The sequence below is a fragment of the Tritonibacter scottomollicae genome, from assembly GCF_032924845.1.
GTDB lineage: Bacteria > Pseudomonadota > Alphaproteobacteria > Rhodobacterales > Rhodobacteraceae > Epibacterium > Epibacterium scottomollicae.
The window spans coordinates 3,625,115-3,650,423 of the sequence record NZ_CP136704.1; the positions used below are offsets into that span (position 1 = coordinate 3,625,115).

A 25,309-nucleotide genomic window follows, 5' to 3' on the forward strand; every position below is an offset into this window, starting at 1 on the left:
ATCCGTTGTTTGGCCGAGAGCGACGATACGAGCTTCAACTGAACAAGGATAGTACTGATGAAAAATCTTCTGATTTCTACCGCACTTCTTACCGCCACTTCCACCATGGCATTTGCCGATGAACAAAAGTTCATGACCGAAGCAGATCCGATGGCGATTCAAGCGTCCGACTTCATCGGGCAAAACATCTACAGCACTGAAACTGGTGTTGAGAACACCAGCTCGAATGGTGTTCAGGACGGCTGGGAAAACATCGGTGAGGTGCATGACATCGTGCTGACCCGCGATGGCAAGATCCAGTCGGTACTGGTCGATATTGGTGGTTTCCTGGGTATCGGCGAGCGTCAAATCGCTGTCGACATGAACGCCCTGAAGCTGGTCTCTGACAGCGCCACCGAGCAAGATGACGCAGATTACTTCTTGGTGATGCAGGCGAATGTATCGGAGTTTGAGGATGCACCGGCCTATGAGCACACTGCTGCGAATGACCTGACCAACAGCGTTGAGCAGGCGGCGGAGAACACCGCAGCGGCGGCCAAGGATACGGCTGCTGACGTAAAGGCCTCTGCAGAGACGGCGGCTGCCGAACTTGGCGACGCGGCGGAGAATACGTCCGAGGACGTGCAGCAGATGGCTGATGAGGCCACCGACGGTGACATGGCACGCGAACCGATGATGCGCGAAGGCTATGCCCAGCTGGACAACAACGATCTGACGACAGAGATGCTGACTGGTGCGCGCACCTATGACACCAAGGATGAGTGGATCGGCGAAGTGTCTGAACTGGTTCTGAACGACAAGGGCGAGCTGACCCACGCAATCGTGGACGTTGGTGGTTTCCTTGGGATTGGTGAAAAGCCGGTGAAACTTGACCTGAACAAGCTTGATATCCTGCATGAAACCGACGGTAACGACGTTCGCGTTTACCTGCCGATGACCGAGGACAAGCTGAAGTCGATGGAAGCCTACGAGGGCTGATGCGAGACACGACTGTTAAAGAGTATTGATGTCAGTTCTGTCATCTGAAGTTTACCAAGGCCCGCCTGTCACAGGCGGGCCTTCTGTCGCGTGCGTGATCGGTGCCTGTGGACCGGCCGCGGCTTCTGCCAACAACCACAGGACCATTGTCTCGACCTCCGGTCGCCGGCTGTTGCGCGCCGTGGGCAGCACCAGGTAATGCCCCTGCCGGGCGGGCAGGGACAAATCCGTCGCACGCACCAGTTTTCCACTGTCCAGATAGGGTTGCGCAAGAGTTTCCGCGACCAGAGCGGTCCCGTGTCGCCTGCTAGCCAGCTCCAGTGCGATCAGCGACTGATCCACCTTGAGCGATGGGGCGGTGATCGGAGTTGTCACCTCGTGTGAGGCGAAAAAATGCTGCCACGTATCGACCACTCCCGCCAACTCGATCAAGGGACCTTCCGCCAGCTCCTGTAAGGTGCCATCCGTCAGCCGTTCAGGGGCGCAAACCGCGATGATGGCATCATGCATGAGCGGCACGACCTCGCCGTCCACCCAGGTGCCGTCCCCAAATCGTATGTCGATATCAATTTCCTCACCTGCGGCCATTTCGGACCAGGACGCTGAGAGAACGCGCAACCGGCTGTCCGGATGGCGACGTCGATAGACGTCGAGACGGGGCACCAGCCACAACAGGTTGAGCGAACTCAGGCAGCGCAGACACACCTCGTCTCCGGCGGTTTTACCGAACAGGTTGGAGGTGGTGGCATCCAGATCTGCAAAGGCTCTGGTGACGATCGGCAAATAGGCTTGGCCAAGCCGGGTGAGGGTCAGCACACGGTGCTCACGGTGGAACAGTTGATGCCCGAGTTGCGCCTCCAGCCCCCGCACCTGATAGCTGACGGCCGAGGGCGTCAGTCCAAGCTCTTTGGCCGCGAGTGTGAAATTTCCGAGCCGAGCACTCGCATCAAACGCGCGCAGCCAGGGGAGGGGAGGTAGGTCATTGTACATGCGCGGATCATAGATGTGCTGCGAAAATTTTTAAGGGTCTGACGAATTATTTTTCGTTTTGGATTTGCATGCCCGCTTTGTAACGACTTTGCGACAGGACAGGGAGCAGGTGGCTCGAACGTTGGCGACATTTGACTACATCATCATCGGCGCGGGATCGGCGGGCTGCGTGTTGGCGGAGCGATTAAGCGCATCGGGACGGCACAAGATATTGATACTCGAAGCTGGCGGGCGCGGGCGCTCGCCCTGGATTGCGCTGCCGTTGGGCTATGGCAAGACCTTCTTTGATCCGTCGGTGAACTGGAAATACGAGAGCGAGTCCGAAGCTGCGCTTGGCGGGCGCAAAAGCTACTGGCCACGCGGCAAGGGCGTCGGCGGCTCCGGCGCGATCAACGCCTTGGTCTACGCCCGTGGATTGCCGCGCGACTTTGATGATTGGGAGGCTGCGGGCGCAACAGGCTGGAACTGGAACACCGTCCGTGAAACCTATGATCAGATGGAAACCCGCATCGGCCCATCCGGCGCCCGAACTGGGGATGGGCCGATGACCGTGCAGGATGTGTCCGACCAAATTCACCCGGCCACCCGTCATTTCTTTGACGCGGCTCAGGAGCTAGGGCTGCCGCGCAGTTCCGATATCAATGGCGAGGCATGTGAGGGGGCCGCAGCCTACCACATCAACACCAGCGGTGGCCGCAGAATGCATTCTGCCCGTGCCTATCTCGCGCCAGCATTGAAACGACCAAATGTGACGCTCATGACCGGGGCGTTGGTCAAGCGGATCGAGTTTGATGGCAAGCGGGCTGTATCGGTGCGGCTGCAGCACAGGGGGCGAACCCTCAGCCTGCGCGCCGGGCGGGAAATCATTCTTGCAGCCGGTGCAGTCAGTTCGCCTTGCGTGTTGCAGCGCTCCGGGGTGGGGCCTGCGCAGGACCTGCAGGCGCATGGCATCACACCGCTGCTGGATGCGCCCCATGTCGGTGGCAATCTCCAGGACCACTTGGGCATCAACTACTACTTTCGTGCGACCGAGCCGACGTTGAACACTCTGTTGCGCCCATTGCATGGCAAGCTACGTGCAGCACTGCAATATGTGCTGACCCGGCGGGGCCCGCTGTCGCTATCTGTGAACCAGTGCGGCGGCTATTTTCGATCCTCACCCAATATGAGCGCCCCGGATCAACAACTTTACTTCAACCCCGTCACCTATACCACCACGCCAAACGGCAAACGGACGGTGGTGCAACCGGATCCCTTTCCGGGGTTCATCCTCGGCTTTCAACCGGCGCGTCCCACCAGCCGCGGGCGTATCGACATCCGCGCCGCAGATCCGTCCGCGCCGCCGCGTATCTGTCCGAACTCTCTGGCGACCGAGGAGGATCAGGCGCAGGTCATTGCAGGGGGGATGCTGTGTCAGCGACTGGCGCAGACCTCCGCCCTGACGCGCCTGATAGAGGGGCCGATGGCGCCTGATCTGCGGTGTTTGACGCCGGAACAGATCCTGGCCGATTTTCGCGAGCGGTGCGGAACCGTCTTTCACCCGACCGGCACCTGTCGAATGGGACCGGACGCGAGACACTCCGTTGTTTCGCCACGCCTGAAGGTGCATGGAGTGGCGGGGCTGCGGGTGGTCGATGCCTCGGTGTTTCCGAACCTGACTTCGGGCAATACCAATGCGCCCACCATGATGTTGGCCCATCGCGCCGCTGATCTGATCCTGGAGGACGCATGAGTACGCCATATTCCACATCCGGTGCTGTACCGGTTAGAACTGCGCGTGGCACAGATGACACCGGCCCTCGCATCGCCAAGGTGGAAACATTCTGCACCCCGTTGATCGGTTTTGTCCGGGTGACGGCAGAGGATGGAACGACGGGCTGGGGGCAGGTCTCCACCTACAACAGTGACCTGACCTGCGAGATTCTGCACCGGCAGGTGGCCCCTTGGGCGCTGGGTCGCGGAATGGATGCACTGGAAGAGGTCACCGCCGAGATCCCGATGCGCGAGCACAAATTTCCCGGCACCTATCTGCGCCGTGCCATGGCGGGGCTGGATACAGCAGTCTGGGATTGGCGCGGCAAAGTGGCGGGCAAGCCTGTGGCGGAATTGCTCGGCGGCTCTGCCGGTCCGGTGCGCGCCTATGCCTCGTCGATGCGACGTGACATCACGCCTGAAGACGAAGCGGACCGGATGCAACGGCTGCGGGACCAGCACGGGTTCGATGCTTTCAAAGTGCGCGTCGGCGCCGAATGTGGTCAGGATCGCGATGAATGGGAGGGGCGTACCGAGGCCATCATTCCGGCCCTCCGAAAGGCCATGGGGCCGGATGCCGCGCTGTTGGTGGACGGGAACTCAGGCTTCAGCCCCTCCCGTGCGATTGAAGTGGGCCGGATGTTGGAGGCCAGCGGCTATGAACACTTTGAGGAGCCCTGTCCCTATTGGGAGCAGGAACAGACCGCCGAGGTTACCCGCACGTTAAAGATTGACGTCGCGGGCGGTGAGCAGGACTGCGACATGCAGCACTGGAAACGGATGATCGAAAATCGGGTGGTCGATATCATCCAACCAGACATTCTGTATCTGGGCGGCATGGTGCGCAGTATGGATGTGGCGCGTATGGGGCACGCGGCAGGGCTGCCCTGCACGCCCCATGCGGCGAATCTGTCTCTGGTGACGCTGTTCACCATGCATCTGATGCGGGCCGTGCCGAACCCCGGGCGCTATCTAGAATGTTCGATCGAAGGCGACGATTACTACCCGTGGCAGCGCGGCCTGTTTCGCAACGACCCCTTCACGATTTCCGAGGGTCAGGCCCGTGTCAGCGACTTGCCGGGCTGGGGTGTAGAGATCTGTCCCGAATGGTTGTCCAAATCCGCCTACAAATGTAGCGAGACAGACCAACTGTGAGAGCCACGACGAAGCAGCGATAGGCCATCAGAGATGGCCTGCGCTCTAACGGGTCGGGCTCGTGCCCGCTCAGGTGGTTGGCTGCGGGCGGATGAACCCATTGATCGGGTAGACGCTGCCATAGGCGCCGGGATTGCTTTCTAGGCGGACGCGGGACCAGTCATTGTTCTCCGAGACGTCGATCACTGACATCCCGAGCGAGACTTTGTTGCGGCGCCAATTGGCGTGATCCACGCGCAACATGCGATCATCCACAAGCTCTGAAACCACGGCCACATGGCCCAACGGCATGGACGGAGTGGCACTGAACGCCATGACCGCACCGATGGTCGGGGTATTGCCGACCTCAAACTCACCCTGAGCCTGACGCCACCATGTCCGGGCATTGCCGCGAATTTCGACGCCGGAGAGGTTGCGCGCAAACGGTACGCACCACACGCGCGCGCCACGGGATTGCAGGCTCTCGGCCTCCCGCATGGCAAAGGCCAGGCGGTTCGGATCAATTGCGCCTTCATCACGTCCAGGAGCCTCGCCGCAGGCCGTTAGGCCCAGCGTTGCAATGAGAAGAAGTCCACTGACAAGCGGGTTCGGGCGGAAGATACGGATGAGGTTCTGCACGGTACTCTCTGGCATTTTTTTATGGTCGTGAGGCGCCGTAACATTCTGTCAAAAAGCCGTGTGTGCCAAGACGCCTAATACTCGCAAGCGAGAATCTGCCGATTTCTCCGAGGTCATGGAACATTTTTCGAAGTTGCGAAATGCGAGCGCGGTCACGTTCTGCCAAGCAATAAACGCGAGTAGCGATCAAAACGGCGATCAAGAACGAGATATAAGACAGCCTATTGTTGAGCAACCAGCCTGTCGATTACGGAAATATCGTCTATCGTCAGAGGTTTGCTGAAATAGCCGCGCACCGGGGCAAAGGTCTCGGCACGACTGCGGTCTTGCGGATCCATAGAGGTGGTCACCATGATCACGATCTGGTTCTCGAGCTCCGTTTTCGCTGCTTCCAGAAACTCAAATCCATCCATTCGCGGCATGTTGATGTCGAGTAGAATTACATCCACCGGCTGTCGCGTCGGGGATTTCAGGTATTCCAGCGCCTCGGTTGCGTACTGAAACGGCAATAGATCGATTTCGGCGTTGGTTTTTTTCAATATCCGTCGATACGCCAGTTGATCAAAGCGGTCGTCATCAACCGTCATCACCCGATTGAGTGCCATTGTCGCGCTCCCTTTCATTTATCCATAGTCTCACGATAAAGGAGCTTCCTCCCTGGTCGTTCGAGACAACTTGAATATCTCCGGCGTGGTATCCGGCGATACGTTGGCAGAGCGTTAGTCCAATTCCGGAGCCAGAGTATTCGTCGTAGGTGTGTAGCCGTTGAAACAGCGAGAAGATCCTTGTCCGATAGGCTTCGGGTATGCCGATTCCGTTGTCGCTGACTGTAATCTCAGCCGCGCAATTCCGCGGCTTCGGCGCCGCGGAGACGGCGATGCGGCCGGGGCGTGCCGGGTCGCGAAACTTTATCGCGTTGGAGAGTAAATTCTGGAGCAGGCTGCGCAGTTGTGACGGCATGCCCCGCACATCCGGAAGCGGGGAGATGTCGATTTCTGCTTTTCCAGCCGTGATTTCCTGGCGCAAGTCGTCGCGAACGTCGCGGCACAGCTTGTCGAGCGACACAGTCTCGAATTCCGCCTCCTGACCCACGAGCCTGGCATATTGCAAGATGCCAGTGATCATCCGGGACATGCGCGAAGCGGTCGCCTGGGCGGCATCAATGAGTTCAAGGCATTCGGAATCCAGGTGCTCCTGGTGATCAACTGAAATGATGTCCAGTAACATCGCGATGGTATTGATCGGAGATTTCAGATCGTGGGAGATGGCGTAGGTGAACTGCGCCTGTTCCTGATTGGCTTGCTGCAATTGGCTGTTGAGGCGCTCTGACCTCTCCAATCCCGCTTGGAGTTCGCGGGTACGTGCCTTGACCTGCTGATCCAAACTGTCGCGCTGCCGAGCCAGTTCATAGGTCACATCGCGCAGCTCCTGTTCTGCGCGCTTGCGTTCCAGTACCTCTGCTGTCAGTTGGGCGACGCTTTCGCCATAGCCACGCAGCGCCATGTCGTAGACCGAAATAGCCTCGAGATAGAACTCCTCGGTCCGTTTGGTTTCAGGCGAGGGGGACGGCGAACCGTTGCACAGCGTCTGCGCTGCTTGGAAATGGAGTTCGCCCAATTGCCCGATCGAAATCGAGCTCTGCAAAGCCTGTCTGGCGCAGTCGTAGGCCCGCGACAGGTTCTCTTCATTCCCATCGCGCACATAGGTTGCGAGGGCTGTCGCATAGCTTTGAGCAAAGGACCGGGGCGCGTCGGCGCGGCTGTTGCTGTCGTGGTCAATCATGGCGCGGCCACCACCTTGAGGCCAAGAACCAATCTGTCATCAGTCGGGCGCCCGTGATGCCTGAGGATGCCCGAGGTGATATCCGAGAGTGGACCGGTGGCGTCGAGATCAGAACGGTAGTTGCGACTGATTCCATCTGTGGTCAGGAGGATCACATCATCGACCCGCAGTGGAGCGCTGGTCAGGCGAATGCCATCGTAGATAAGTCCGAGCGTTCCGCTTTTCTGAATCAAGCTTCCGGAAATCCTGCCGTTGCGGACGAGGACGCCATCGATGTCTCCGACTGCGCTCCAGCTCAACATCATCTGTTCGAGATCTATTTGGGCAGCGGCCAGCGCCACGCCCCGGATACCACGCAGGGCTGCATGCACCTGATCGAACGCGATCTCCATATCATATCCACCCGCCTCCCGAAGATGCGCCAATGTCGTGTCGGCAGCAGTGTTCGCTTCGGCTCCGCTGCCCATTCCATCGACGACGTAAATCCGAATATGCGCCCCGTCACGCAACAGCATGTAGCCATCTCCGCTGCTGTCGGCGAACTTGGAGCTCTCTGACATGCTCCATGACAGTGCGTGGCGCGCGCCAGGTGGGGCAATGAGGTGTTGGGTCATCGCAGCTGCCATTTCACGGCGATGATCGTAACCCCTTCGCCAGGGGGGGAGCGAATGTCGAACTCGTCCATAATTCTGCGAGTGCCGGGTAGGCCCAGACCAAGGCTGTTGCCGGTGGAAAACCCGTCACACAGCGCGCGCTCCAGATCTGCGATTCCAGGGCCATGGTCGCGGGCGATGATACGGATGCCCTGCCTGTCTCCCTGCTGCAGGGCGGTCAGTTCAATTTCGCCATGATCGGCGTAAACGACGATGTTGCGTGCCAGTTCTGAAATCGCGGTCGCGACAAGCGCCTGGTCCGGGCGGTTGAACCCGAGGTCCTCGGCCAATGCGCGCCCCATCTGGCGGGCGGAGATGACGTCGGCATCGCGCCGAATGGCCTGAACCATGGCATCGAGCGGAGCCGGAACCTGCATGTCAGGTTTCCCTGATCAGAGCGAGGCCATGGTCGAGATCAAGCGCAGTCGGGATGTTCTTGAGTGTGAGGCCAAGCAATACCATGGATATTGCCACGTCCGGCTGAATGCCGACGATAATCATTTTGGCGCCGCGCAGCTTTACCGAGTGGGCGATTTCGATCAGGGTCTTGGTGCCAAAGCTGTCGAGAATGCCGATGGCGCTGACGTCGACGATCACTGCATTGGCGCGGTAGCGGATCACATCCTCGAGTATGCGGCTCTGCAGGTTCAGAATATCGCTGTCGCAGAGGTCTTCCTGGATCGAGGCAATCAGCGCAGAGCCTTGCCGCAGGATCGGAACCGTCACAGTCATCGGTTCACTCCCCCAGCAGGTGTTCTGCCAGTTCTATGCCGCGTTGCAGGTCGCCGGCGGTGCTGAGAGCTTCGGCGGTGACGCCGACCTTGACCAGAGATTGTGCCACCTCTGCGGAGAGGCCGGTGAGAACGGGTTGCGCCCCCATCAAGCGCGCGGCGGCCATTGTCTGGATCAGGTGATTGGCGACGGCGCTGTCGACTGCTGCGACGCCGGTAATATCCAGCACCACGGCGCGTGCGCGATGCTCTTGGATGCCTTCCAGCAATTGTATCGTCAGAGCGCGGGCGCGATAGCTGTCCAATGTGCCAACCACGGGGATGAGCAGCAATCCGGGGCGCAGTTGCAGAACCGGGGTGGGCAGCTCGCTTAGCTCCCTTTCGCGTGCCTTGATGGCCTCTTCTCGTGTGTCGGCATAAGTTTCCAGCGCCAAAGCCATGTCGAAATGGGCAATCTTGAACAGCGACAGAACCATACTGAACGCCTTGGCAGGATCATCCTCCATGCGATCAAGGACGACATTCGCGAGCTTGTTCAGGTAGAACGCATAGGCGCCGATATAAAGGGTCGGTGTCACGCCGGTGCGTTCATGAATGCTGCCGATCCGGCGGCGATCCGCGATATAGCTACTGTCCAGGTCGGCGTTGATCAGCTCTCGAAAGTAGCGCATCTGGCCTTTCTTGACCTGCGCGATATGCGCATCGTCGCGGAAATGCCGTGACGCCGTCTCGTCCGCCAGCAAATGTGTATAGAACGCCTCGATGATGCGCTCTCCCACATCGTCTGCGATGTCGCCCAGTTCCGAGGTTAGGGCGCGATCATGATCCGACAGATCGAACCATCGCATCGCGTCCACAAGGTCCTGATCGAACTCTGGCTTGCCCTCGGAATCGGAGAGCGACGATGAAATTACTTCACGCACGCGGAAACCCTTTGACCACACCCTGCAGCAAACGCGGGGCAACACTAACGCTTCAAGCCTACTCAGGGTTGTTTAACAGGCTGTTAAGTGGCTCATTCTGAGGAGCGGTGCGTTCGGGTCTTGAGGCGTATGTTTGGCGTCGCAGGACGACAGGAACAGGCTCGCCTCCCTGCTGTCTGCGCCATTGATGCGCACTTGGCATGGGAAATCAGGCATCGTGCAGTCCGGAAGTCGGCAGACAAATTCCGAAGCACGGTGGTTTCCGCATCACGGTCAGTAGCGAGGAGCGTCAGGACATGTTACGGGAACGTAAACGGTCCGATATGCGAGGCAGGTCAGGGACTGCTGCGCCGATATCTGGATTGACCGTCCCAAGACAAAGGAAAAAACAATGAACATGATCGGGACCTTCATCAAACCCATGCATCCGGAAGGGCGCAAGTTTGTCGCGATCTTCGCCGCTGTGACGGTAGGGTTGTTCCTGCTGACCCCCATCCTGGGATGGGTCGGTGTCGGCCTGACCGTCTGGTGCTACTACTTTTTCCGTGACCCGGAACGGGTGACGCCGCAGCGACCGGGGCTGGTCGTCTCTCCGGCGGATGGCATCGTTTCGCTGATCGAGCCGGCTGTACCTCCGGCCGAACTGGGGCTGCCGGATACGCCACTGACACGAGTCAGCGTATTCATGAGCGTGTTCAACTGTCACATCAACCGTGCGCCGGTGGCTGGTGAGGTCACGGCAGTTGCATATCGGCCGGGTAAGTTCCTGAATGCATCTCTGGACAAAGCCAGTGTCGACAACGAGCGGAACGGACTTGCGATCCGTATGGCTGACGGTCGTGATCTTGCGGTGGTGCAGATCGCGGGGCTGGTCGCACGGCGGATTGTCTGTTTCGTAAAACCCGGGGCTGTGCTTTCCGGGGGCGAGCGCTTTGGTCTGATCCGTTTCGGGTCACGTCTTGATGTGTACCTGCCCGAAGGTGTGTCGCCGCTCGTGGCGATTGGCCAGACCATGGTTGCCGGCGAAACCGTGTTGGCCGATTTGTCGGAAGTCCCGGATGTGGGCAATGCCCAGGCGATCAGTGATGCCTGAAGACACCGAGAATACATCTACACATCTGACCATCGTCCAGCTGATTCCCAACATGCTGACGATCGCGGCGATCTGTGCAGGCCTGTCAGCCATTCGCTTCGGTGTCGAAGGAAATTACGTGCTGGCCGTACAGTTGATCCTCGCGGCCTGTGTGCTGGACGGTTTGGATGGGCGGTTGGCCCGCCTGCTGAACAGCGACAGCAAGATGGGCGCAGAGCTCGATTCTCTGGCGGATTTCTTGAACTTCGGGGTCGCCCCGGTACTGGTCATTTATTTCTGGGCGCTTCAGGATTTGCGTGGCGTGGCGTGGATCACCGTGTTGATCTTTGCGACCTGCTGCGTGGTCAGGCTTGCGCGCTTCAACGTTGCGGCCAAGGCTGACAGCGAAGAAGAGCGCGAAGCTGCAGGCGCCTACTTCTCCGGTATCCCGTCACCGGCGGGCGCCTTACTGGCCATGCTGCCGATGTTTCTGTCGTTTGCCTTTGCGGATGCTCGGTTGCTGCCGGATCTCGTCATCTGCCTGCATCTGATTTTGGTAGGCTGGGCGATGATCGCCCGCTTTCCGGTCTGGTCCTTCAAGACCGCACGCATTTCTCGCAACAACGTGAAGTTTTTCCTCGTGGGGTTTGCTGTACTTGGGTCGGCCGTGCTGATTTATGCTTGGATCACCCTTGTCGTTCTCTGCCTCGCTTACTTGATTGTAGTCATCTGGAGCGTTCTGTCCCACCGGATGGCTGAAGATAGAAAAGGACATTGATTTGGAAATTAAAGCCGTCGAAACGTCATATGCGCGCTGGGCACCGGTCTATGATCGGACTTTTGGTGCGCTCACTGATATTGGTCGTCGCAATGCTGTCGATTTCATCAACAAGCGCCAGGGCCATGTTCTGGAGGTGGGTGTTGGCACCGGTCTATCGCTGCCGCATTACGCGCCTGAGGTGCGGGTGACGGGCGTCGACTTCAGTGCCGAGATGCTGGCCAAGGCGCAGCAGAAGGTAAAGCGACTGAACCTTGAAAGCCGGATCAATCTGGAACGGATGGATGCGCGCGCGCTGACGTTCGCGGATGCGACGTTTGACACGGTGGCCGCCATGCATGTGCTGTCGGTGGTGCCCGAGCCGGAAAAGGTGATGTCCGAGATTGCTCGTGTTCTGAAACCCGGCGGCAAGGTCGTGATTACCAACCATTTTGCCCGCACCACCGGCGTTATGGCCGGGGTCGAGAAGGTTGCGGCCCCCTTGGCCAACCTGATCGGCTGGCATTCAGATTTTCGGATCGAGACGGTTTTGCAGGAGCCATCGCTGCACCCTGCCGATCAGCGCAGATTGCCGCCGCTTGGGTTGATGACATTCCTTGTCTTGCAAAAGAATGCCGGCATGAGCTGAAAAGCTGGTCGACCAGCTCTGGTAGGGAAGGTGGGGCGCAGAGGTTTCTCTGGCGCCCCTTTTTTAGCGAGGCGGTCGAAAGGGGGTCGTGGATGCAGTCGTCGTTGGGCAACCGCATGGGGCTGATCAACAGTGCGTGTCTGCTCGACGGCCCTTAGCCGTTCTCGGCGTCTTCGGTGGCTTTGGCAACGGGGCGGGCGCGGCCTGTATCTTTCAGGCGGGCCTTGCGCAGTTTTTCCGTTTTTTCGCGGCGCTCTTCGGCCTCGTCATCCATGATTTCACGGGCTGCGCGCGAGGTTTTTTCAAGCGCGGTTTCGCGCCGGGGTTGCTGGCCTGCCTTGTCGAGCTCTTCTTGGGTGATCTTGGTCATCGGGACGCGCTCCTACTTTGCGGGCGCATCTTCCGATTCGAGAGATGCGCGGCGTGCGTAAATTGCGCTCGGATCGGCGCAGATTTTGCGCGCCACACCTCCAAGCCGGGTGAACCTCTCACCCAGCCGTCTATTCAAGATCAAAGCGACTGTACATCCCCGTCTTGCCGCGCCCGAAAGCCAGCGGCTCGAGCCGCGGACAGAAAGGCCGCGCGGGCGTCTCTCACGGACACCATGCAGACCATCGCGGCCTCGACCTGCTCCAGGGCACTGTCGCGGGTCGTGTCGGACAGAGGCCATGCATGCTGAAGGCAATACTGGGCTTCTTCGATTGTGGTGACTTTGCGTTGGGTGCCTGCGGTGGATGACTCCAAGGTCATCGGGCTACCCCAATAAATTTCCATCATGTGGATTTTCCATTCTTTTTTATTATAGTCTGTCGCCGCTGCTGGGCCGGCGTACAAAAAAAGAGCACCCCCGAAAGGATGCTCTCGTTTTCTCGTGAAGCCGAAAGAGGCTCAGGCGAGTGCCAGGTTGCTGGCGGACTCGCGGCCATCACGGCCAGCTTCGATGTCGAAGGTCACGGCTTGACCGTCGTCAAGGTGATGAATGCCAGCGCGCTCCAGAGCGGAAATGTGGACGAAGATGTCCTTGGATCCGGATTCCGGTGCGATGAAGCCAAAACCTTTTTGAGAATTGAACCATTTCACGGTGCCATTAGCCATCGTGTTGTCTCCTATAGAAATACCATCCGCAACATGCGATGGCCTGGCCTAAGTGTCTCGTCTGAACAACTGGGCCGTAAGGAAACAGTAGATCGTAAGAAGCAGCTTTGCCCATCTTGAATGCGCTTCTTTCACTTGAATAGCAAGCGTTATATTTTTGAAATCGAGAATAACGCGAAAGACCGCTCGGCAGTTACCCCGCCAGCAATCGCAACCCTTGGGTGACATCAGAGCGCAGGGCGAGGCGCAGGCCGGGCTCGTCACCAGCCTTGAGCGCCGCAATGATGAGCTTGTGGTTGTGGGGGGCTTCTGTGCGTCCGAGGCGACCATAGAGCGCCCGCATGGTGGGGCCGAGCTGCAGCCAGACGGTTTCCGCCATGGCCAGCATGGCGGGTGCTTGTGCGCGCAAATAGAGTGTCCGGTGGAATTCGAGATTGGTTCGAATGTAGCCCACCGCATCGCGTTTGGAGATGGTCTCAGCCACCGTGCCGTTGATGGTCTGCAGCCTGTCGATCAGCGCCATATGAGCGCGGGGCAGGGCGCGAGAGGCCAATTCGACTTCGATCAGCGCCCGCAGTGCCGCCAGTTCCTCGATTCGGTCATTTGAAAGCTCCGGAGTCGAAACCCGTCCCGAGGATGACAGAAACAATGCGCCTTCCGCAACGAGGCGACGCACAGCTTCGCGCGCGGGCGTCATCGAGACGCCGTATTCCTTGCCTATGCCACGTAGTGTCAGGGCCGCGCCGGGTAAGATCGCCCCATGCATGATACGGGTGCGGAGCGCCCGGTAGACGCGATCATGGGCCGAGCCCGTATTTTCGGCAGTGGGGCGGTTCCCCGTGAGCAGCTTGTCCATGACGACTTATGTGATCACAAAGCGTCGGAAGATCAATCGTTTTCGATTTGCCCGTCAAAACGATATCGATGCAGGGCGTTGCCCTCGGCCTGCAACCAGCGACGCGGGGCCGCGTAATCCCCATAGAGCCTCTCGACGACGTTCCAGAACGCGCGGGAGTGGTTCATTTCCTCCAAGTGCGCCACCTCATGCGCCGCAACGTAGTGAAGCACTTCGGTCGGGGCGAGGATCAGTCGCCAAGAGTACATCAATCCACCAGCCGATGAACATGACCCCCAGCGTGACCGCGTGTCGCGCAGCGTAAGGCTCGTATATTTTTGCCCCAAACGGCCAGCATAGGCGTCCGATGCTGACGCCAGCCTGTCCCGGGCCAGTTCCCGCAGGTAGCGTTCCAGGCGCCGCATCGGTGCCGGGCCGGGGACGCGCAATGCGCCCTCCTCGCGCAGAACCCTGCGACCGGTCCCCGTGCGCACTTCCAGGATATCGCCATCAACGGGGAGGCGGGTGCCGGGGGCGACAATGATCTGCTCTGGTTGCTTCGCGAGGTGGGCGCGAATCCAGTCCTCTTTTTCAAGCACGAAGGCGCGCCCTTCGCGTTCCGAGACCCGTTTCGGCAACGTCAGTGTCACCCGGCCATCCAGCGACGAGATCCTGAGCGACAATCGCCGCGCGCGCGCTGAGCGACGCAGTGTGACACGGACCTCCGGATCTCCGGGCAGGCTCAGCTCTGACATGGTTTCCCCACTTCGGATGCAAGGCTGCAAAGGCTTTGACAGGGTCTGCCGCTTATGGCAAGGCACCTGAATCGTCTCACCGACTCACGCTATTTTTTGAAGGGGATCCACATGCCCAAGGAAGAATGGGGTACGAAACGCGTCTGCCCGACCACCGGCAAGCGCTTTTACGACCTGAACAAGAACCCGATCGTCAGCCCCTACACAGGCGATGTCGTCGCGGTTGACACCAGCAAAAGCCGCATGATCGAAGCTGATGCCGAGGACGCTGCAAGCGTAAAGGCGAAGCAAAAGACCGATGCCGACGGCGCGGTTCTGGAAGATGATGATGACGCCGTGGACATGGATCTCGGCGATGACGTTCTGGAAGATGACGAAGAGGATGATGTATCCCTCGACGAAATCGCAGACGTGGCGTCCGAGGATGACGACACCTGAAAACGTCTGCAGCGTTTCCGTGCGCCCGATGGGGGTGCACGGGCGCTGGTTTTTGGGTTGAGGGGGCGACCGAGAGGCGCAAATGGCCATGTTGAAAAAACTGATGTTTCTGCTTCATTTTCCACTTGCAGCCCGCCGCCGCCTCCCTTAAATCACCACACACCGAACGGAGCGTTGCTCAAGACGGTGGTAAGGGGCCTTAGCTCAGCTGGGAGAGCGCCTGCATGGCATGCAGGAGGTCAGCGGTTCGATCCCGCTAGGCTCCACCATTTCTCATTAAAAAGAACCAGATAGTTCTGCCTTTTTCGTCAGAGGATTTGCCTCTCTCGCGCGGCCAGGTGCTATTTTCCCTACGAAAATCCATGCTGCTTTGATCCACGCCTTTTCGGAGTGCTGATCGCTTCTCAGGGCGCTGTTGCACAAATCAGCTAACAGCCAGAGTTCCGCTTTCCCCGGACACACTTATCCTAGGGCCACGGTGACAGGTATGCCGAGGGCGGTGAAGCGGTTCATGACCGCCCCACGGATCTGAACTTCGGCGACCTGGCGGTCGAAGTCCCGTGATATTAACCTCTGGCCGAGCAGCTTCACGCAGTTCATTTTCGTCTCCACCCTGCTGCGGCGGTGATACCCGCTCCAGTTTCGCCACAGCGCCCGACCCAAGTGCTTCGATGCTCGCAGGATCTCGTTTCGCGCCCGGGCTCCGGCCGTGTCCGGCTTCCAAGGCCTCGCAGTCCGCCTCGGCGGAATGACCGCCGCCGCGCCGCGGGCCGCGATGGCATCATGGCAAGCGCGGGTGTCATTGGCACCGTCGGCGGTGACGGTGGCGATCTCCTCCTCCGCCGGGAGCTGGGCAAGCAGGTCCGGCAGCATCGGCGCGTCGCCGACGTTGCTGGAGGTGACCTCGACCGCCCGGATCTCCAATGTTTCCTCGTCGATCCCGAGGTGGATCTTGCGCCAAACCCTGCGTCGCGAGCCACCCATTGCCCGGCAACATATGCTTGCATGTGTGAGAGGGATGCTTGCGCGTGTGCCACTCGCCTTCACCTTCCACCTTGATGCCGGTACTGTCGACGAGCAGGTGAAGCGCGCCCTTGGAGCCCCGATACGGGATGCTGACGTCCAAGGCCTTTTGGCGACGCGACAGGGTGCTGAAGTTAGGCACGGACCAGCCAAGGCCGGACAGTTCCAGCAGGCTCGCAACTAACCCTGTCGCCTGGCGGAGTGGCAGCCCGAGGAGGACCTTCAGGGTCAGGCAGGCCTGGATCGCGGCGTCGCTATAGGACTGCTGGCGTCCGCGCCGCCCGGACGGCACCGCCTCCCACTGCATAGAGGGATCGAACCAGACGGTCAGCGAACCGCGCTGCCTCAGCGCCTGATTGTAGCTCTTCCAGTTGGTCGTCTTGTATGTCGTCTTCGGAGGTCTGCTCATGCTGCACAGCTAGCATGCTGGATCCACGAGATGAATCCCCAGGGATTTGCGCAACAACGCCGGGCCGCCCCTCCATCGCGCCGGAACGGTTGATCCGGGCCGGCCTGCTGCAGATCCCCTACTTGATCCGGTCCGAGCGACAATTCATGGAACAGATGGAATACAACCTGCTGTTCCGCTGGTTTGTGGGCCTCGGGATCGACGATGCGATCCCACCGTCAAGCTGATCCCGCGTGAGGCGGGGTAACGTTAAAATAAACCCTACAAATTCCGCAACCATCTCACCCGAGGCGGTTCTTTTATTCGGGAAATTGCACGCAAGGTTGGCTGCCTATCTCGCGTGTCGTAGAATGTGGTCATGGGGTATGTGACGTCGCTCTTCGCGCATAAAATCGTCGCCGCGGCTGGCGACGGAATCGACGCGGCCAAGATGCTGTCTCTGGTCGAGATTGACGTCAATTGCCCTTGGAACCCCAAGCAGATGATTCCAGCGGAGCGCTACTATGACCTCCTTGAAAGGATTGCTGAGCAAATAGATGTGACCGACCTGCCGGTGCGCACGGGAGCCTCAATGCGGCTTGACGAATACGGGGCGCTTGGTCTTGCCTTTAAGGCCGCCACTACGCTTGGGGCGTCCTATGCACGGGTGGAACGCTATGCGCGCCTGTGGACCAGCGTCGCTGAATACGAGCTACGACCGACGACGGAGGGAACGCTCTTCATCCTGCACCGGGCGGGTGAGCGTCGCCTAGGGATGCGCCTGTCGAACGAGGCGACCCTCGCGAGCGCCGTGTCCATCGCAAGGCAAGTCTGCCCGGAACCGCTCGCGCCTTTGGAGGTGTTGGTCCAGCATCCCGCGCCGCACTCGATCACGGCGCATGAACAGTGGTTTGGTTGCCCGGTGCGTTTCGACACTGATCTAGATGCGATTCTCTATTCCGAAGAGACGCTGGCACGGCCCAACATCCTCGGGGACGAGGGGATCTCGAAGTACCTAACGCCGCATCTGGACGCCGAACTGTCCGAAGTTACGCGCGAGCCGACACTGGTTGTGCAGGCAAAAGCCTCCATCGCCCAATCCCTGAGCGAGGGGGCGCCAAAGATGCCCGAGATCGCCCGCAGCCTCGGGCTCAGCGCGCGGTCGTTTCACAGGCGGCTTTCCGATCACGGAATGACCTTTCAAATACTGACCGAGCAAACCCGTCGCGATCTCGCCGAGGGACTATTGCAAGATGAGTGCCGCTCGTTGGCCGAAATCGCGTTTCTGACAGGTTTCTCCGAGCAGAGCGCTTTTTCCCGCGCGTTCAAGCGCTGGGTCGGCAAAACACCGGCGTCCTACCGCAAGGATACTTTTCACTGAAAAAAGGGCATATTGGCGACCGTAGTCAATAGACTGGCATCGCGGGTCAATACCGGACGCCTTGCCAGCGCCTATTCCCTGGACATCGCAACCAAAGCCAAGGAGATACCCGATGCAAGACCAACCCATTCTCGTCATCGGCGCGACCGGCAAGACCGGCCAGCGCGTTGCGAGCCGTCTTGATGCGCGGGGCCTTCCCGTTCGCCGCGGCTCGCGCAGTTCCGCAACGCCCTTCGACTGGGAGGCACCGGAGACATGGGCGCCCGCCCTGCACGGGGTGCGCGCGGCCTATGTCACCTACTTTCCGGACCTCGCCTTCCCCGGAGCGGTGGATAAGCTCGGGGCCCTGTGCGAGACGGCTCGCGACTTGGACGTCGAGCACCTCGTTCTGCTTTCAGGCCGCGGCGAACACCACGCCAGGCTGGGCGAGGACGTGGTGCGCAATTCCGGCGTCGACTTCACCATCGTCCGGGCCGCTTGGTTCGCGCAGAACTTCTCGGAAGGCTACCTGCGTGATCCGGTGCTGGCGGGCGTCCTGCCAATGCCTGGCGGCGATATCGCCGAGCCGATCATCGACATCGATGACATTGCCGACGTGGCCGTTGCAGCGCTGACCGAAGACGGCCACCGGGGCCAACTCTACGAGGTGACCGGCCCGGGACTGATGTCCTTCGCGGACATGGCAGATGACCTATCGCAGGCAATCGGACACGAGATCCGACATGTCCCGATCAGCTTCGAGGAATTCCACGGCACCATCGCCGAGGCTGGTGGCGCCTTCGTCGCCGACGTCTTCACCGGCATTGCACGCGAAACCCTGGACGGGCGCAATGCACACATCACTGACGACGTGATGCGGGCGCTTGGCCGCAGCCCTCGCGACTTTATGGACTTCGCCCGGGAGGCCGCCCAAAGCGGGGCCTGGACAAGTGCCGCCTGACCCCAGCCTGTGACTCTGCCCCCGGGAGATCGTCGGTGACCTGTTGTTACCGGCGATCAATTAACGGTCCGCGATGAACGTCCAGCGCGTATTTGAACCCCAAACGACCTTTCATCAGACGGCTAGGGCTTGGTTCCATAGTAGTGAAGGAATATCTCGGCCCCAGATTCCACCTGGGCTTCTATCTCCGCGATTGACAGCGGCGGACGCACGCCAAGCTTGACCTCGAGATTTGAAAACCCAAGCCAAAGCCCTGTCAGCTGATCTGCTGCAACCTTGGTTGAGCCTGTCTGTATGAGGCCATCCGCAACAGCCTTGTCCAAAAGCTCTTTCAGGAGCCGCTGACCTCGGCCCGGGCCCAACTCAAAGAACTTTCTAGGAAGTTCGGGGCGAACAGCCTCGAGGGAGGCAATGACCCGGTCCCAGGCAATCAAGTCATGACTGTTGACGAAGCCGACAAACCTCCGCCCAAACGCCACCAGTGTCGCCGCTGTGACCGGCGGCTGCACGAGAAAGGCAAAGTCTTCTTCAGTGATGGTCTTGTCCGCTTCGGCACGAATGACCGCCTCGACCAGCTGGTCCTTACCCTTGAAGTTTGCATAGAGAGTGCTCTTGGACACTCCAGCCGCCAGAGCGATCTCATCGGTGGTGACATCGGGACCCTTCGTCAGAAGCAGCCGCCGTGCTGCGCCGAGCAAGGCGGTCTGCTTCGAGGCATCCTTGGGCCGTCCGCGAGGTCGCCTTTGCTCTTTTGCTTTCACAGTGTTTGCTCTCAGTAAATCAAGGAAATCGCAACGGCGATCATCAGGCCACCCACCACGGTAATATGTTCCAGAGCAATCTGAAACTCATACATTCCCTTCTCGCCCTCGAACTTCCAGAACGGGTGGGCGATCGGAATGCATAGGACTGTGAATACGCCAAGCGCCCCCGCCCCGAGCCATGCCATATCCCAGAGGTCAGTGATCAGTAGCGCGGATCCGACAAGCTGGCACTGAATGGTCGCCACGGCGAACATTGCCGGTCGCGGAAGCTTGGCATCGATCATCTCCTGGACGATGGTCTTGAAGTTAAAGATCCCGAACACCCCAGCAATCCAAAAGAAGGAGGTCAGAACCACCTTCATGAACATGATCGAATGAGGGTGTGTCAGGATGAGGTGAAGTAACTGTTCCATTGGTCTCTCTGCATTTATCGTACCAATCAGTATGATATATAAATTTATCGCACTGCAGAGTGCGATAAATTGGCACATCATCACATCTGACCACGGCGAAGCCTCCCCAGCGCGACTGAAGGTTGGCTCCGGGCCACGGTCCTAGGTCTCTTGGGCGTGAGTTGCGCTATCCGCCGTCGGTCTCGCGCATAACGCCCGGGAGTTCGTTCCGCAGGAACGTGGCGAGAGCGTCGACCTGTGGCGGGTTGCCCCTTCGCTCCTGCATCAGCAGGCTGATTGCGGGCGTCCCAGCGGTCCAGTCCGGCAAGATTTGGCTCAGCTGTCCCGAGGCGATATCCTCCGCGCAGACATAGGCTGGCAGGGCGACCGCGCCGAGCCCGTCTGCGGCCGCTTGTTTGAGGGTTGCCATATCATCGCTGCGCAGGCGCACGGGGTATGGGACCTAGGCTGTGCATCCGTCGGGTCCGGCCAGCGACCAGGAACTCCCTTCTGGCCGCCAGCCAAGTGCAAGGCCCGGCACGTCATTGAGGTCCGTTGGGGAGGCGGAGGCCCCAATTTTCCGGGCCATGTCCGGCGAGGCGAACAAGTGCCAGGGGACCTCTGTGATGCGTCTTTGGATCAAACTGGAGTCGGGCATCAGTTTGACGTGGCCCCAGCAGGTTAGGCTCTGGACCCATTAATTTGGTTGCCGTTTGCGGGCGATCTTGATTCAGGCTCCCAAATGTTAGGGGGCGTGATGAGCAATCTTTTCTGGCTGACTGACGAGCAAATGGCCCGGCTTCGACCGTACTTTCCGAAGAGCCATGGCAAGCCACGCGTTAATGACAGGCGTGTCCTGAGTGACATTATCTTTATTAACCGCAATGGCTTGCGTTGGAGCGACGCGCCAAAGGAATACTGTCCGCCCAAGACGCTTTACAACCGCTGGAAGCGGTGGAGCGACATGGGCGTGTTTGCTCGGATCATGGTGGCGCTGGCTGCGGAGGGAACAGATCGGAAGACGGTCATGATCGACGCGACTTACCTCAAGGTGCGCCGCACGGCCTCCAGCCTGCGGTTGAAAAAGGGGGGCGTGGTCGGCTGATCGGGCGTACGAAAGGTGGCATGAACACAAAGCTACATGCCGTCACCGATGCCGTCGGGCGACCGATCCGGTTCTTCATCACCGCGGGTCAGGTCAGCGACTACACCGGTGCCAGGGCGTTGGTAAGCAGCCTGCCATCGGCTGACTGGCTACTTGGAGATCGAGGATACGATGCGGGCTGGTTCCGTGACGCCTTGATAGAAAAGGGCATTAAGCCCTGCATCCTAGGACGGAAGTCGCGCGACAAACCTATCAAATACGACAAGCGGAGATACAAGAGGCGCATTCGGATCGAGATCATGTTCGGCAGGCTCAAAGACTGGCGGCCTGTCGCAACCCGATATGACAGGTGTCCGAAAGTCTCCCTCTCCGCAATCGCGCTCGCAGCACTCGTCTTGTTTTGGCTCTAAAACAATGAGTTTGGAGCCTAGGGTCAGGACCCATTGATTTTCGGTTGGCTGCGTGATTCACCGCATCAAAAATGGGCGGTGACGATGTCTGATCTTTTCTGGTTGAGCGATGCGCAGATGGCGCGTCTTGAGCGCTTCTTTCCCAAGTCTCACGGCAAGCCGCGAGTTGATGACCGGCGGGTCCTAAGTGGCATTATCTTCATCAATCGCAATGGCTTGCGGTGGCGTGATGCACCGAAGGAATACGGCCCACACAAAACGTTGTACAACCGCTGGAAGCGGTGGAGCGATAAGGGCATTTTCGCACAAATGCTGGTCGGTCTGGCCGCAGATCATCGCGAAGAACAAACTGTCATGATCGATGCGACGTATCTCAAAGCGCACCGTACGGCTTCCAGCCTACGGGCGAAAAAAGGGGACCTGGAGACAAGCGCGGGCGGGTGATCGGTCGCACAAAAGGCGGGATGAACACGAAGCTGCATGCGATCTGCGACAGCCGTGGTCGCCCGCTCAACTTGTTCATCACTGCCGGCCAAGTCAGCGATTACGTCGGAGCACGGGCTCTGTGCAGCAGCCTGCCGACGGTCGGATGGCTGCTGGGCGACCGGGGCTATGACGCTGACTGGTTCAGAGAAGCGTTGGAAGACAAGGGGATAAAGGCGTGCATCCCTGGGCGCAAACAGCGTAAAACCCCTGTCAAGTACGATAAGCGCCGTTACAAACGCCGCAACCAGATCGAGATCATGTTCGGCAGGCTGAAAGACTGGAGAAGGGTCGCAACACGATACGACAGATCACCAACAGTGTTCCTGGCAGCTATCGCTCTCGCCGCTCTCGTCATCTTCTGGCTATGAAGGATAACGAGTCCTGACCCTAGGGTAATCCCCCATTTTTAATGGGGCTCAGCCGTAGAATTCATGCGGCTGCTTTTAGTTTCATGGCGGGTGTCATGCCGCCGATGCCCATGTTGGGTCGCTCGTTGTTGTAAGTCCAGAGCCATTCAGTTGCCTGGTCCTGTGCCTCCTCAATGGTTTCAAAGATATATTGGCCTAGCCATTCGCCACGAACGGTGCGGTTGTAGCGCTCGATATAGGCGTTCTGTTGGGGCTTGCCGGGCTGAATGTATTCCAGTCGAACATTGTGTTTTTCAGCCCACTCCATCAGCTTTCCGCTGACATATTCTGGACCGTTGTCGACACGAATGGCTTTGGGCTTTCCTCGCCATTCGATAATCTGGTTCAAACTGCGCACGACGCGCTCTGACGGTAGCGAGAAGTCCACTTCGATGCACAAACCTTCGCGGTTGAAGTCATCCAGAACGTTCAGTGTTCTGATCGAACGACCATCTGCCAACTGATCCGCCATGAAATCCATCGACCATGTCTCGTTTGGCTTGTCAGGTACAGCCAGTGGTTCAGGTTTGTCCCGCTTCAGCCGTTTCTTAGGCTTAATCCGTAAGTTCAGCTCCAGCTCACAGTAGATCCGGTAGACCCGCTTGTGGTTCCAGCCATAGCCCTGCGCGTTGCGCAGATACAAAAAGCACAGGCCGAAGCCCCAGTTGCGTTTATTGGCCGTCAGACGTTCCAACCACTCGGCGATCTCTTCATTCTCATCGCTTAGTACAGAACTGTATCTGTAGCAGGTCTCGCTGATCTCGAATGCACGGCAGGCCAGCGCAATGCTGACCCCGGTTTGTGCGACCGCATTCATGGCCATCTCTCGGCCTGAGACGGCCTTAACGCTTTTTTACAAGCGCTTCCTTCCGCAGATCATTTTGCATGCTCATCTCGGCATACAAGCGCTTCAGGCGACGGTTCTCTTCCGCCATGTCCTTCATCTCGGACATCATAGACGCATCCATACCGCCAAACTTAGCCCGCCATTTAATGGGATGGATGTCTCTCCCGCAATCAGCAACGCTGCGGGTGCGACGCAGTAGAATGGAGAGAGATATGACAGTCGCATTCATTGGAATTGATTTGGCCAAGAACGTGTTCCAGTTGCATGGAGTCGACGCTAACGGACAGGCCGTATTGAAACGCCGCCTCCGCCGAGAAGGATTACTCGCCGAGATTGCTGAACTGGAGCCCTGTGTCATTGGTGTCGAAGCCTGCACAGGGGCATTTTATTGGCAGAGGCAGTTCGAGGCGCTTGGCCATACGGTCAAGGTGATCGCGCCGCAGTATGTCAAGCCCTTCGTCAAGCATCAAAAGAACGATCAGAACGATGCCGAGGCCATCTGTACCGCCTTGATGCTTCCGAACATGAAGTTCGTGCCGACCAAATCAGAAGAACAACAGGATATTCAGTCCCTGCATCGGGCGCGCCGCCGCCTCGTCAATCACAGGACCGCACTCGTGAGCCAAATGCGGGGCCTGCTGTTGGACCGCGGCATACCTATCGCTTTATCGATCGGACGGGCACGGCGGGCCATCCCAGAGATACTTGAGAACCAGACGAACGGGCTGAGCGCAATGAGCCGAGAGATCATTGGCGACTTGTTCGACTTCTTGGGACAGATTGATGCTCAGATCACAACCTTCGACCGCCGCATTGATGCAGTGTTCAAGTCCAATGAGGATTGCCGCCGGATCGCACGCATCTGCGGTGTCGGCCCAAAGACAGCGACCGCTGTTGTCGCAGCCGTGGGCGATGGCCGTGAGTTCAAGAACGGCCGACATCTGGCCGCATGGATGGGGCTGGTTCCACGGCAGCATTCAAGCGGCGACAAGAGGCTACTCATGGGGATCAGCAAACGCGGAGACAGACATCTCCGAACCCTTCTGATCCATGGTGCCCGATCAGTAGTCCGTGTAGCGCAGCGAAAGACGGACCCCTTCAGTCAATGGGTCAACAGCCTTCGCGAACGACGCGGTATGAACCGCGCTATCGTCGCCGTGGCCAACAAAAACGCCCGGATCATCTGGGCCATGCTGAACAGAAACGAAGAGTTCCGCGCCCACGCTTAAGCGCGCAACAAGGATTGCAAGAAGATCAATGAAATGAACCGACCGGCAAACTCCGGTGTGTGAGGAACCTGGCTTTTATAATGGCCTGCTGAGGCCGACCATTTGTTGAGGCTCACCACGCGGAATTCCCATTTGGGCGCACCATCGAAGGGTGACGCCGGATAGATGTTTGTAACCTGGGACCTGGCGGTGGAACAGATCAGCGAAAATCTTGCAAAGGGAGAGACATCCATAGATGTAGAAACTGGCGCTGCTCATCCCATGCTCGCGGCAAAGCTCTGAGACCGGCACACCACCTTCTGCCAACTTCAGGATCGCCATGATCTGCGCGTCGCTGTATCGTCCGTTCTTCATCGTAAATCTCCTCAGATATCTTGCCGAGAAAATTCTACTTTTGAACACCACTAATTTTAGGGGGGATTACCACGGCCCTTCTTAGAAGCCGGCAAGTGCCGGGTCGACCGCACGAAACCAAGCGGAGCGAGGGTCACGATAGCTACGGTGGCCACTTTAGCGACAACTATATGGATATCACCGCCGGAGCCGTATCGAGACCAAGATGCACTGCGTGAAGCTGATGGGCTAATCGCTGATGGCACGGGACTTCGATCAGCAGGCCGCAGAGATACAAATCTGGATGGCTGTCCTCAACCGCTACATCGCTCTTGGCATACCGCTTCTTTGCTTCGAAGTTTGTCGAAGAACAACAAATACGTTCCTCAGATGGTCGATAAAGCGTTCAGAAAAGAAATCT

At 58.9% G+C, this 25,309-nt stretch carries 27 protein-coding genes, 1 tRNA gene and 6 pseudogenes; 15 read left to right on the forward strand and 19 right to left on the reverse strand.

Annotation, left to right across the window (positions count from 1 at the left end; all coding sequences use genetic code 11):
* Positions 1-57 precede the first annotated feature (57 nt).
* The gene (locus R1T40_RS17845) at positions 58-978 is read left to right on the forward strand and encodes a PRC-barrel domain-containing protein (RefSeq protein WP_317385086.1); all 921 of its coding nucleotides are present in this window, start codon (positions 58-60) and stop codon (positions 976-978) included.
* A gap of 51 nt (positions 979-1,029) precedes the next feature.
* On the opposite strand, the gene R1T40_RS17850 is transcribed toward R1T40_RS17845, so the two are convergent.
* Entirely contained in the window at positions 1,030-1,968 is a 939-nt protein-coding gene (locus tag R1T40_RS17850; protein ID WP_317385087.1) for a LysR substrate-binding domain-containing protein, read from the reverse strand.
* A gap of 121 nt (positions 1,969-2,089) precedes the next feature.
* On the opposite strand from R1T40_RS17850, the gene R1T40_RS17855 reads away from it, so the two are divergent.
* Positions 2,090-3,700 (forward strand): GMC family oxidoreductase, encoded by a 1,611-nt coding sequence (locus R1T40_RS17855; RefSeq protein ID WP_317387000.1) that lies wholly within the window; start codon positions 2,090-2,092, stop codon positions 3,698-3,700.
* Positions 3,697-4,875 (forward strand): mandelate racemase/muconate lactonizing enzyme family protein, encoded by a 1,179-nt coding sequence (locus R1T40_RS17860; protein WP_317385088.1) that lies wholly within the window; start codon positions 3,697-3,699, stop codon positions 4,873-4,875. The genes R1T40_RS17855 and R1T40_RS17860 overlap by 4 nt, the downstream gene beginning before the upstream one ends.
* 69 nt (positions 4,876-4,944) lie before the next feature.
* Here R1T40_RS17860 and R1T40_RS17865 read toward each other — a convergent pair whose 3' ends face one another.
* The 7 genes from R1T40_RS17865 to R1T40_RS17895 form a co-directional block, all read right to left on the reverse strand.
* Positions 4,945-5,508 carry a CHAP domain-containing protein gene (locus R1T40_RS17865; RefSeq protein WP_317385089.1) on the reverse strand — a complete coding sequence of 188 codons (564 nt, stop codon included), beginning with the start codon at positions 5,506-5,508 and terminating at the stop codon, positions 4,945-4,947.
* Positions 5,509-5,714: 206 nt separating this feature from the next.
* Positions 5,715-6,098 carry a response regulator gene (locus tag R1T40_RS17870; RefSeq protein WP_317385090.1) on the reverse strand — a complete coding sequence of 128 codons (384 nt, stop codon included), beginning with the start codon at positions 6,096-6,098 and terminating at the stop codon, positions 5,715-5,717.
* A complete protein-coding gene (locus tag R1T40_RS17875) occupies positions 6,070-7,275 on the reverse strand; it encodes a sensor histidine kinase (RefSeq protein ID WP_317385091.1) in 1,206 nt (401 codons plus the stop codon). Before R1T40_RS17875 ends, R1T40_RS17870 begins: the two co-directional genes overlap by 29 nt.
* On the reverse strand, positions 7,272-7,790 hold the full coding sequence (locus R1T40_RS17880; protein WP_317385092.1) for a SpoIIE family protein phosphatase: 519 nt from the start codon (positions 7,788-7,790) through the stop codon (positions 7,272-7,274). Before R1T40_RS17880 ends, R1T40_RS17875 begins: the two co-directional genes overlap by 4 nt.
* A gap of 95 nt (positions 7,791-7,885) precedes the next feature.
* Positions 7,886-8,305 carry an anti-sigma regulatory factor gene (locus R1T40_RS17885; protein ID WP_317385093.1) on the reverse strand — a complete coding sequence of 140 codons (420 nt, stop codon included), beginning with the start codon at positions 8,303-8,305 and terminating at the stop codon, positions 7,886-7,888.
* A 1-nt stretch (position 8,306) separates the two neighbouring features.
* Positions 8,307-8,660 carry an STAS domain-containing protein gene (locus R1T40_RS17890; RefSeq protein ID WP_317385094.1) on the reverse strand — a complete coding sequence of 118 codons (354 nt, stop codon included), beginning with the start codon at positions 8,658-8,660 and terminating at the stop codon, positions 8,307-8,309.
* Positions 8,661-8,664: 4 nt separating this feature from the next.
* Positions 8,665-9,582: a protoglobin domain-containing protein gene (locus tag R1T40_RS17895; RefSeq protein ID WP_106165370.1), complete on the reverse strand. Its 918-nt coding sequence runs from the start codon at positions 9,580-9,582 to the stop codon at positions 8,665-8,667.
* Between the two features lie 361 nt (positions 9,583-9,943).
* Here R1T40_RS17895 and R1T40_RS17900 point away from each other — a divergent pair, with 361 nt between their 5' ends.
* The 3 genes from R1T40_RS17900 to R1T40_RS17910 are packed head-to-tail and all read left to right on the forward strand — an operon-like array spanning position 9,944 to position 12,060.
* A complete protein-coding gene (locus R1T40_RS17900) occupies positions 9,944-10,675 on the forward strand; it encodes a phosphatidylserine decarboxylase (RefSeq protein WP_317387001.1) in 732 nt (243 codons plus the stop codon).
* Positions 10,668-11,432 (forward strand): CDP-alcohol phosphatidyltransferase family protein, encoded by a 765-nt coding sequence (locus R1T40_RS17905; protein ID WP_106165356.1) that lies wholly within the window; start codon positions 10,668-10,670, stop codon positions 11,430-11,432. Before R1T40_RS17900 ends, R1T40_RS17905 begins: the two co-directional genes overlap by 8 nt.
* 1 nt (position 11,433) lies before the next feature.
* Positions 11,434-12,060 carry a class I SAM-dependent methyltransferase gene (locus tag R1T40_RS17910; RefSeq protein ID WP_317385095.1) on the forward strand — a complete coding sequence of 209 codons (627 nt, stop codon included), beginning with the start codon at positions 11,434-11,436 and terminating at the stop codon, positions 12,058-12,060.
* Positions 12,061-12,214: 154 nt separating this feature from the next.
* Here the strand turns inward: R1T40_RS17910 and R1T40_RS17915 are convergent, their stop codons facing one another.
* The 5 genes from R1T40_RS17915 to R1T40_RS17935 all read right to left on the reverse strand — a co-directional run bounded on the left by R1T40_RS17915 (position 12,215) and on the right by R1T40_RS17935 (position 14,745).
* Positions 12,215-12,430: a hypothetical protein gene (locus R1T40_RS17915; protein ID WP_207796978.1), complete on the reverse strand. Its 216-nt coding sequence runs from the start codon at positions 12,428-12,430 to the stop codon at positions 12,215-12,217.
* A gap of 140 nt (positions 12,431-12,570) precedes the next feature.
* Positions 12,571-12,837 (reverse strand): DUF982 domain-containing protein, encoded by a 267-nt coding sequence (locus R1T40_RS17920; protein WP_106165358.1) that lies wholly within the window; start codon positions 12,835-12,837, stop codon positions 12,571-12,573.
* Positions 12,838-12,948: 111 nt separating this feature from the next.
* Positions 12,949-13,155 carry a cold-shock protein gene (locus R1T40_RS17925; protein WP_106165359.1) on the reverse strand — a complete coding sequence of 69 codons (207 nt, stop codon included), beginning with the start codon at positions 13,153-13,155 and terminating at the stop codon, positions 12,949-12,951.
* Between the two features lie 193 nt (positions 13,156-13,348).
* Complete coding sequence (locus R1T40_RS17930; protein WP_106165360.1) at positions 13,349-14,011, reverse strand: GntR family transcriptional regulator; 663 nt, start codon at positions 14,009-14,011, stop codon at positions 13,349-13,351.
* Positions 14,012-14,043: 32 nt separating this feature from the next.
* Entirely contained in the window at positions 14,044-14,745 is a 702-nt protein-coding gene (locus tag R1T40_RS17935; RefSeq protein ID WP_317385096.1) for a M48 family metallopeptidase, read from the reverse strand.
* A gap of 111 nt (positions 14,746-14,856) precedes the next feature.
* Here R1T40_RS17935 and R1T40_RS17940 point away from each other — a divergent pair, with 111 nt between their 5' ends.
* Entirely contained in the window at positions 14,857-15,183 is a 327-nt protein-coding gene (locus R1T40_RS17940; RefSeq protein WP_106165372.1) for a TIGR02300 family protein, read from the forward strand.
* 193 nt (positions 15,184-15,376) lie between these two features.
* Positions 15,377-15,452: transfer RNA gene (locus tag R1T40_RS17945), tRNA-Ala, on the forward strand.
* A 193-nt stretch (positions 15,453-15,645) separates the two neighbouring features.
* On the opposite strand, the pseudogene R1T40_RS17950 reads toward R1T40_RS17945, so the two are convergent.
* Positions 15,646-16,615, reverse strand: a pseudogene (locus R1T40_RS17950) (IS5 family transposase).
* A gap of 62 nt (positions 16,616-16,677) precedes the next feature.
* Between R1T40_RS17950 and R1T40_RS17955 the strand changes: the two are divergent.
* The 3 genes and pseudogenes from R1T40_RS17955 to R1T40_RS17965 form a co-directional block, all read left to right on the forward strand.
* Positions 16,678-16,827, forward strand: a pseudogene (locus R1T40_RS17955) (transposase); the annotation flags it as partial.
* Between the two features lie 146 nt (positions 16,828-16,973).
* Entirely contained in the window at positions 16,974-17,975 is a 1,002-nt protein-coding gene (locus tag R1T40_RS17960) for an AraC family transcriptional regulator (RefSeq protein WP_317385097.1), read from the forward strand.
* Between the two features lie 112 nt (positions 17,976-18,087).
* Positions 18,088-18,915 carry an NAD(P)H-binding protein gene (locus R1T40_RS17965; RefSeq protein ID WP_317385098.1) on the forward strand — a complete coding sequence of 276 codons (828 nt, stop codon included), beginning with the start codon at positions 18,088-18,090 and terminating at the stop codon, positions 18,913-18,915.
* Positions 18,916-19,037: 122 nt separating this feature from the next.
* Here R1T40_RS17965 and R1T40_RS17970 read toward each other — a convergent pair whose 3' ends face one another.
* From R1T40_RS17970 to R1T40_RS17980, 3 genes are all read right to left on the reverse strand, one after another.
* The gene (locus R1T40_RS17970) at positions 19,038-19,613 is read right to left on the reverse strand and encodes a TetR/AcrR family transcriptional regulator (protein ID WP_317385099.1); all 576 of its coding nucleotides are present in this window, start codon (positions 19,611-19,613) and stop codon (positions 19,038-19,040) included.
* A gap of 74 nt (positions 19,614-19,687) precedes the next feature.
* Entirely contained in the window at positions 19,688-20,092 is a 405-nt protein-coding gene (locus R1T40_RS17975; RefSeq protein ID WP_317385100.1) for a DoxX family protein, read from the reverse strand.
* 166 nt (positions 20,093-20,258) lie between these two features.
* On the reverse strand, positions 20,259-20,522 hold the full coding sequence (locus R1T40_RS17980; protein ID WP_317385101.1) for a LysR substrate-binding domain-containing protein: 264 nt from the start codon (positions 20,520-20,522) through the stop codon (positions 20,259-20,261).
* A gap of 306 nt (positions 20,523-20,828) precedes the next feature.
* Here R1T40_RS17980 and R1T40_RS17985 point away from each other — a divergent pair.
* Positions 20,829-21,586 (forward strand): IS5 family transposase gene (locus tag R1T40_RS17985; protein WP_317385102.1). Its coding sequence is split into 2 segments (ribosomal slippage): positions 20,829-21,150 and positions 21,150-21,586, totalling 759 coding nucleotides; the frame shifts between segments, so codons are not numbered across the junction.
* An 84-nt stretch (positions 21,587-21,670) separates the two neighbouring features.
* Positions 21,671-22,440: pseudogene (locus R1T40_RS17990) on the forward strand (IS5 family transposase).
* A 61-nt stretch (positions 22,441-22,501) separates the two neighbouring features.
* Here R1T40_RS17990 and R1T40_RS17995 read toward each other — a convergent pair.
* Positions 22,502-23,471: pseudogene (locus R1T40_RS17995) on the reverse strand (IS3 family transposase); the annotation flags it as partial.
* A 67-nt stretch (positions 23,472-23,538) separates the two neighbouring features.
* Here R1T40_RS17995 and R1T40_RS18000 point away from each other — a divergent pair.
* Positions 23,539-24,555 carry an IS110 family RNA-guided transposase gene (locus R1T40_RS18000; protein ID WP_317385103.1) on the forward strand — a complete coding sequence of 339 codons (1,017 nt, stop codon included), beginning with the start codon at positions 23,539-23,541 and terminating at the stop codon, positions 24,553-24,555.
* A gap of 237 nt (positions 24,556-24,792) precedes the next feature.
* Here the strand turns inward: R1T40_RS18000 and R1T40_RS18005 are convergent.
* Positions 24,793-24,909, reverse strand: a pseudogene (locus R1T40_RS18005) (transposase); the annotation flags it as partial.
* Positions 24,910-25,069: 160 nt separating this feature from the next.
* Here R1T40_RS18005 and R1T40_RS18010 point away from each other — a divergent pair.
* Positions 25,070-25,234 (forward strand): annotated as a pseudogene (locus tag R1T40_RS18010) (IS5/IS1182 family transposase); the annotation flags it as partial.
* Positions 25,235-25,309: the final 75 nt, after the last annotated feature.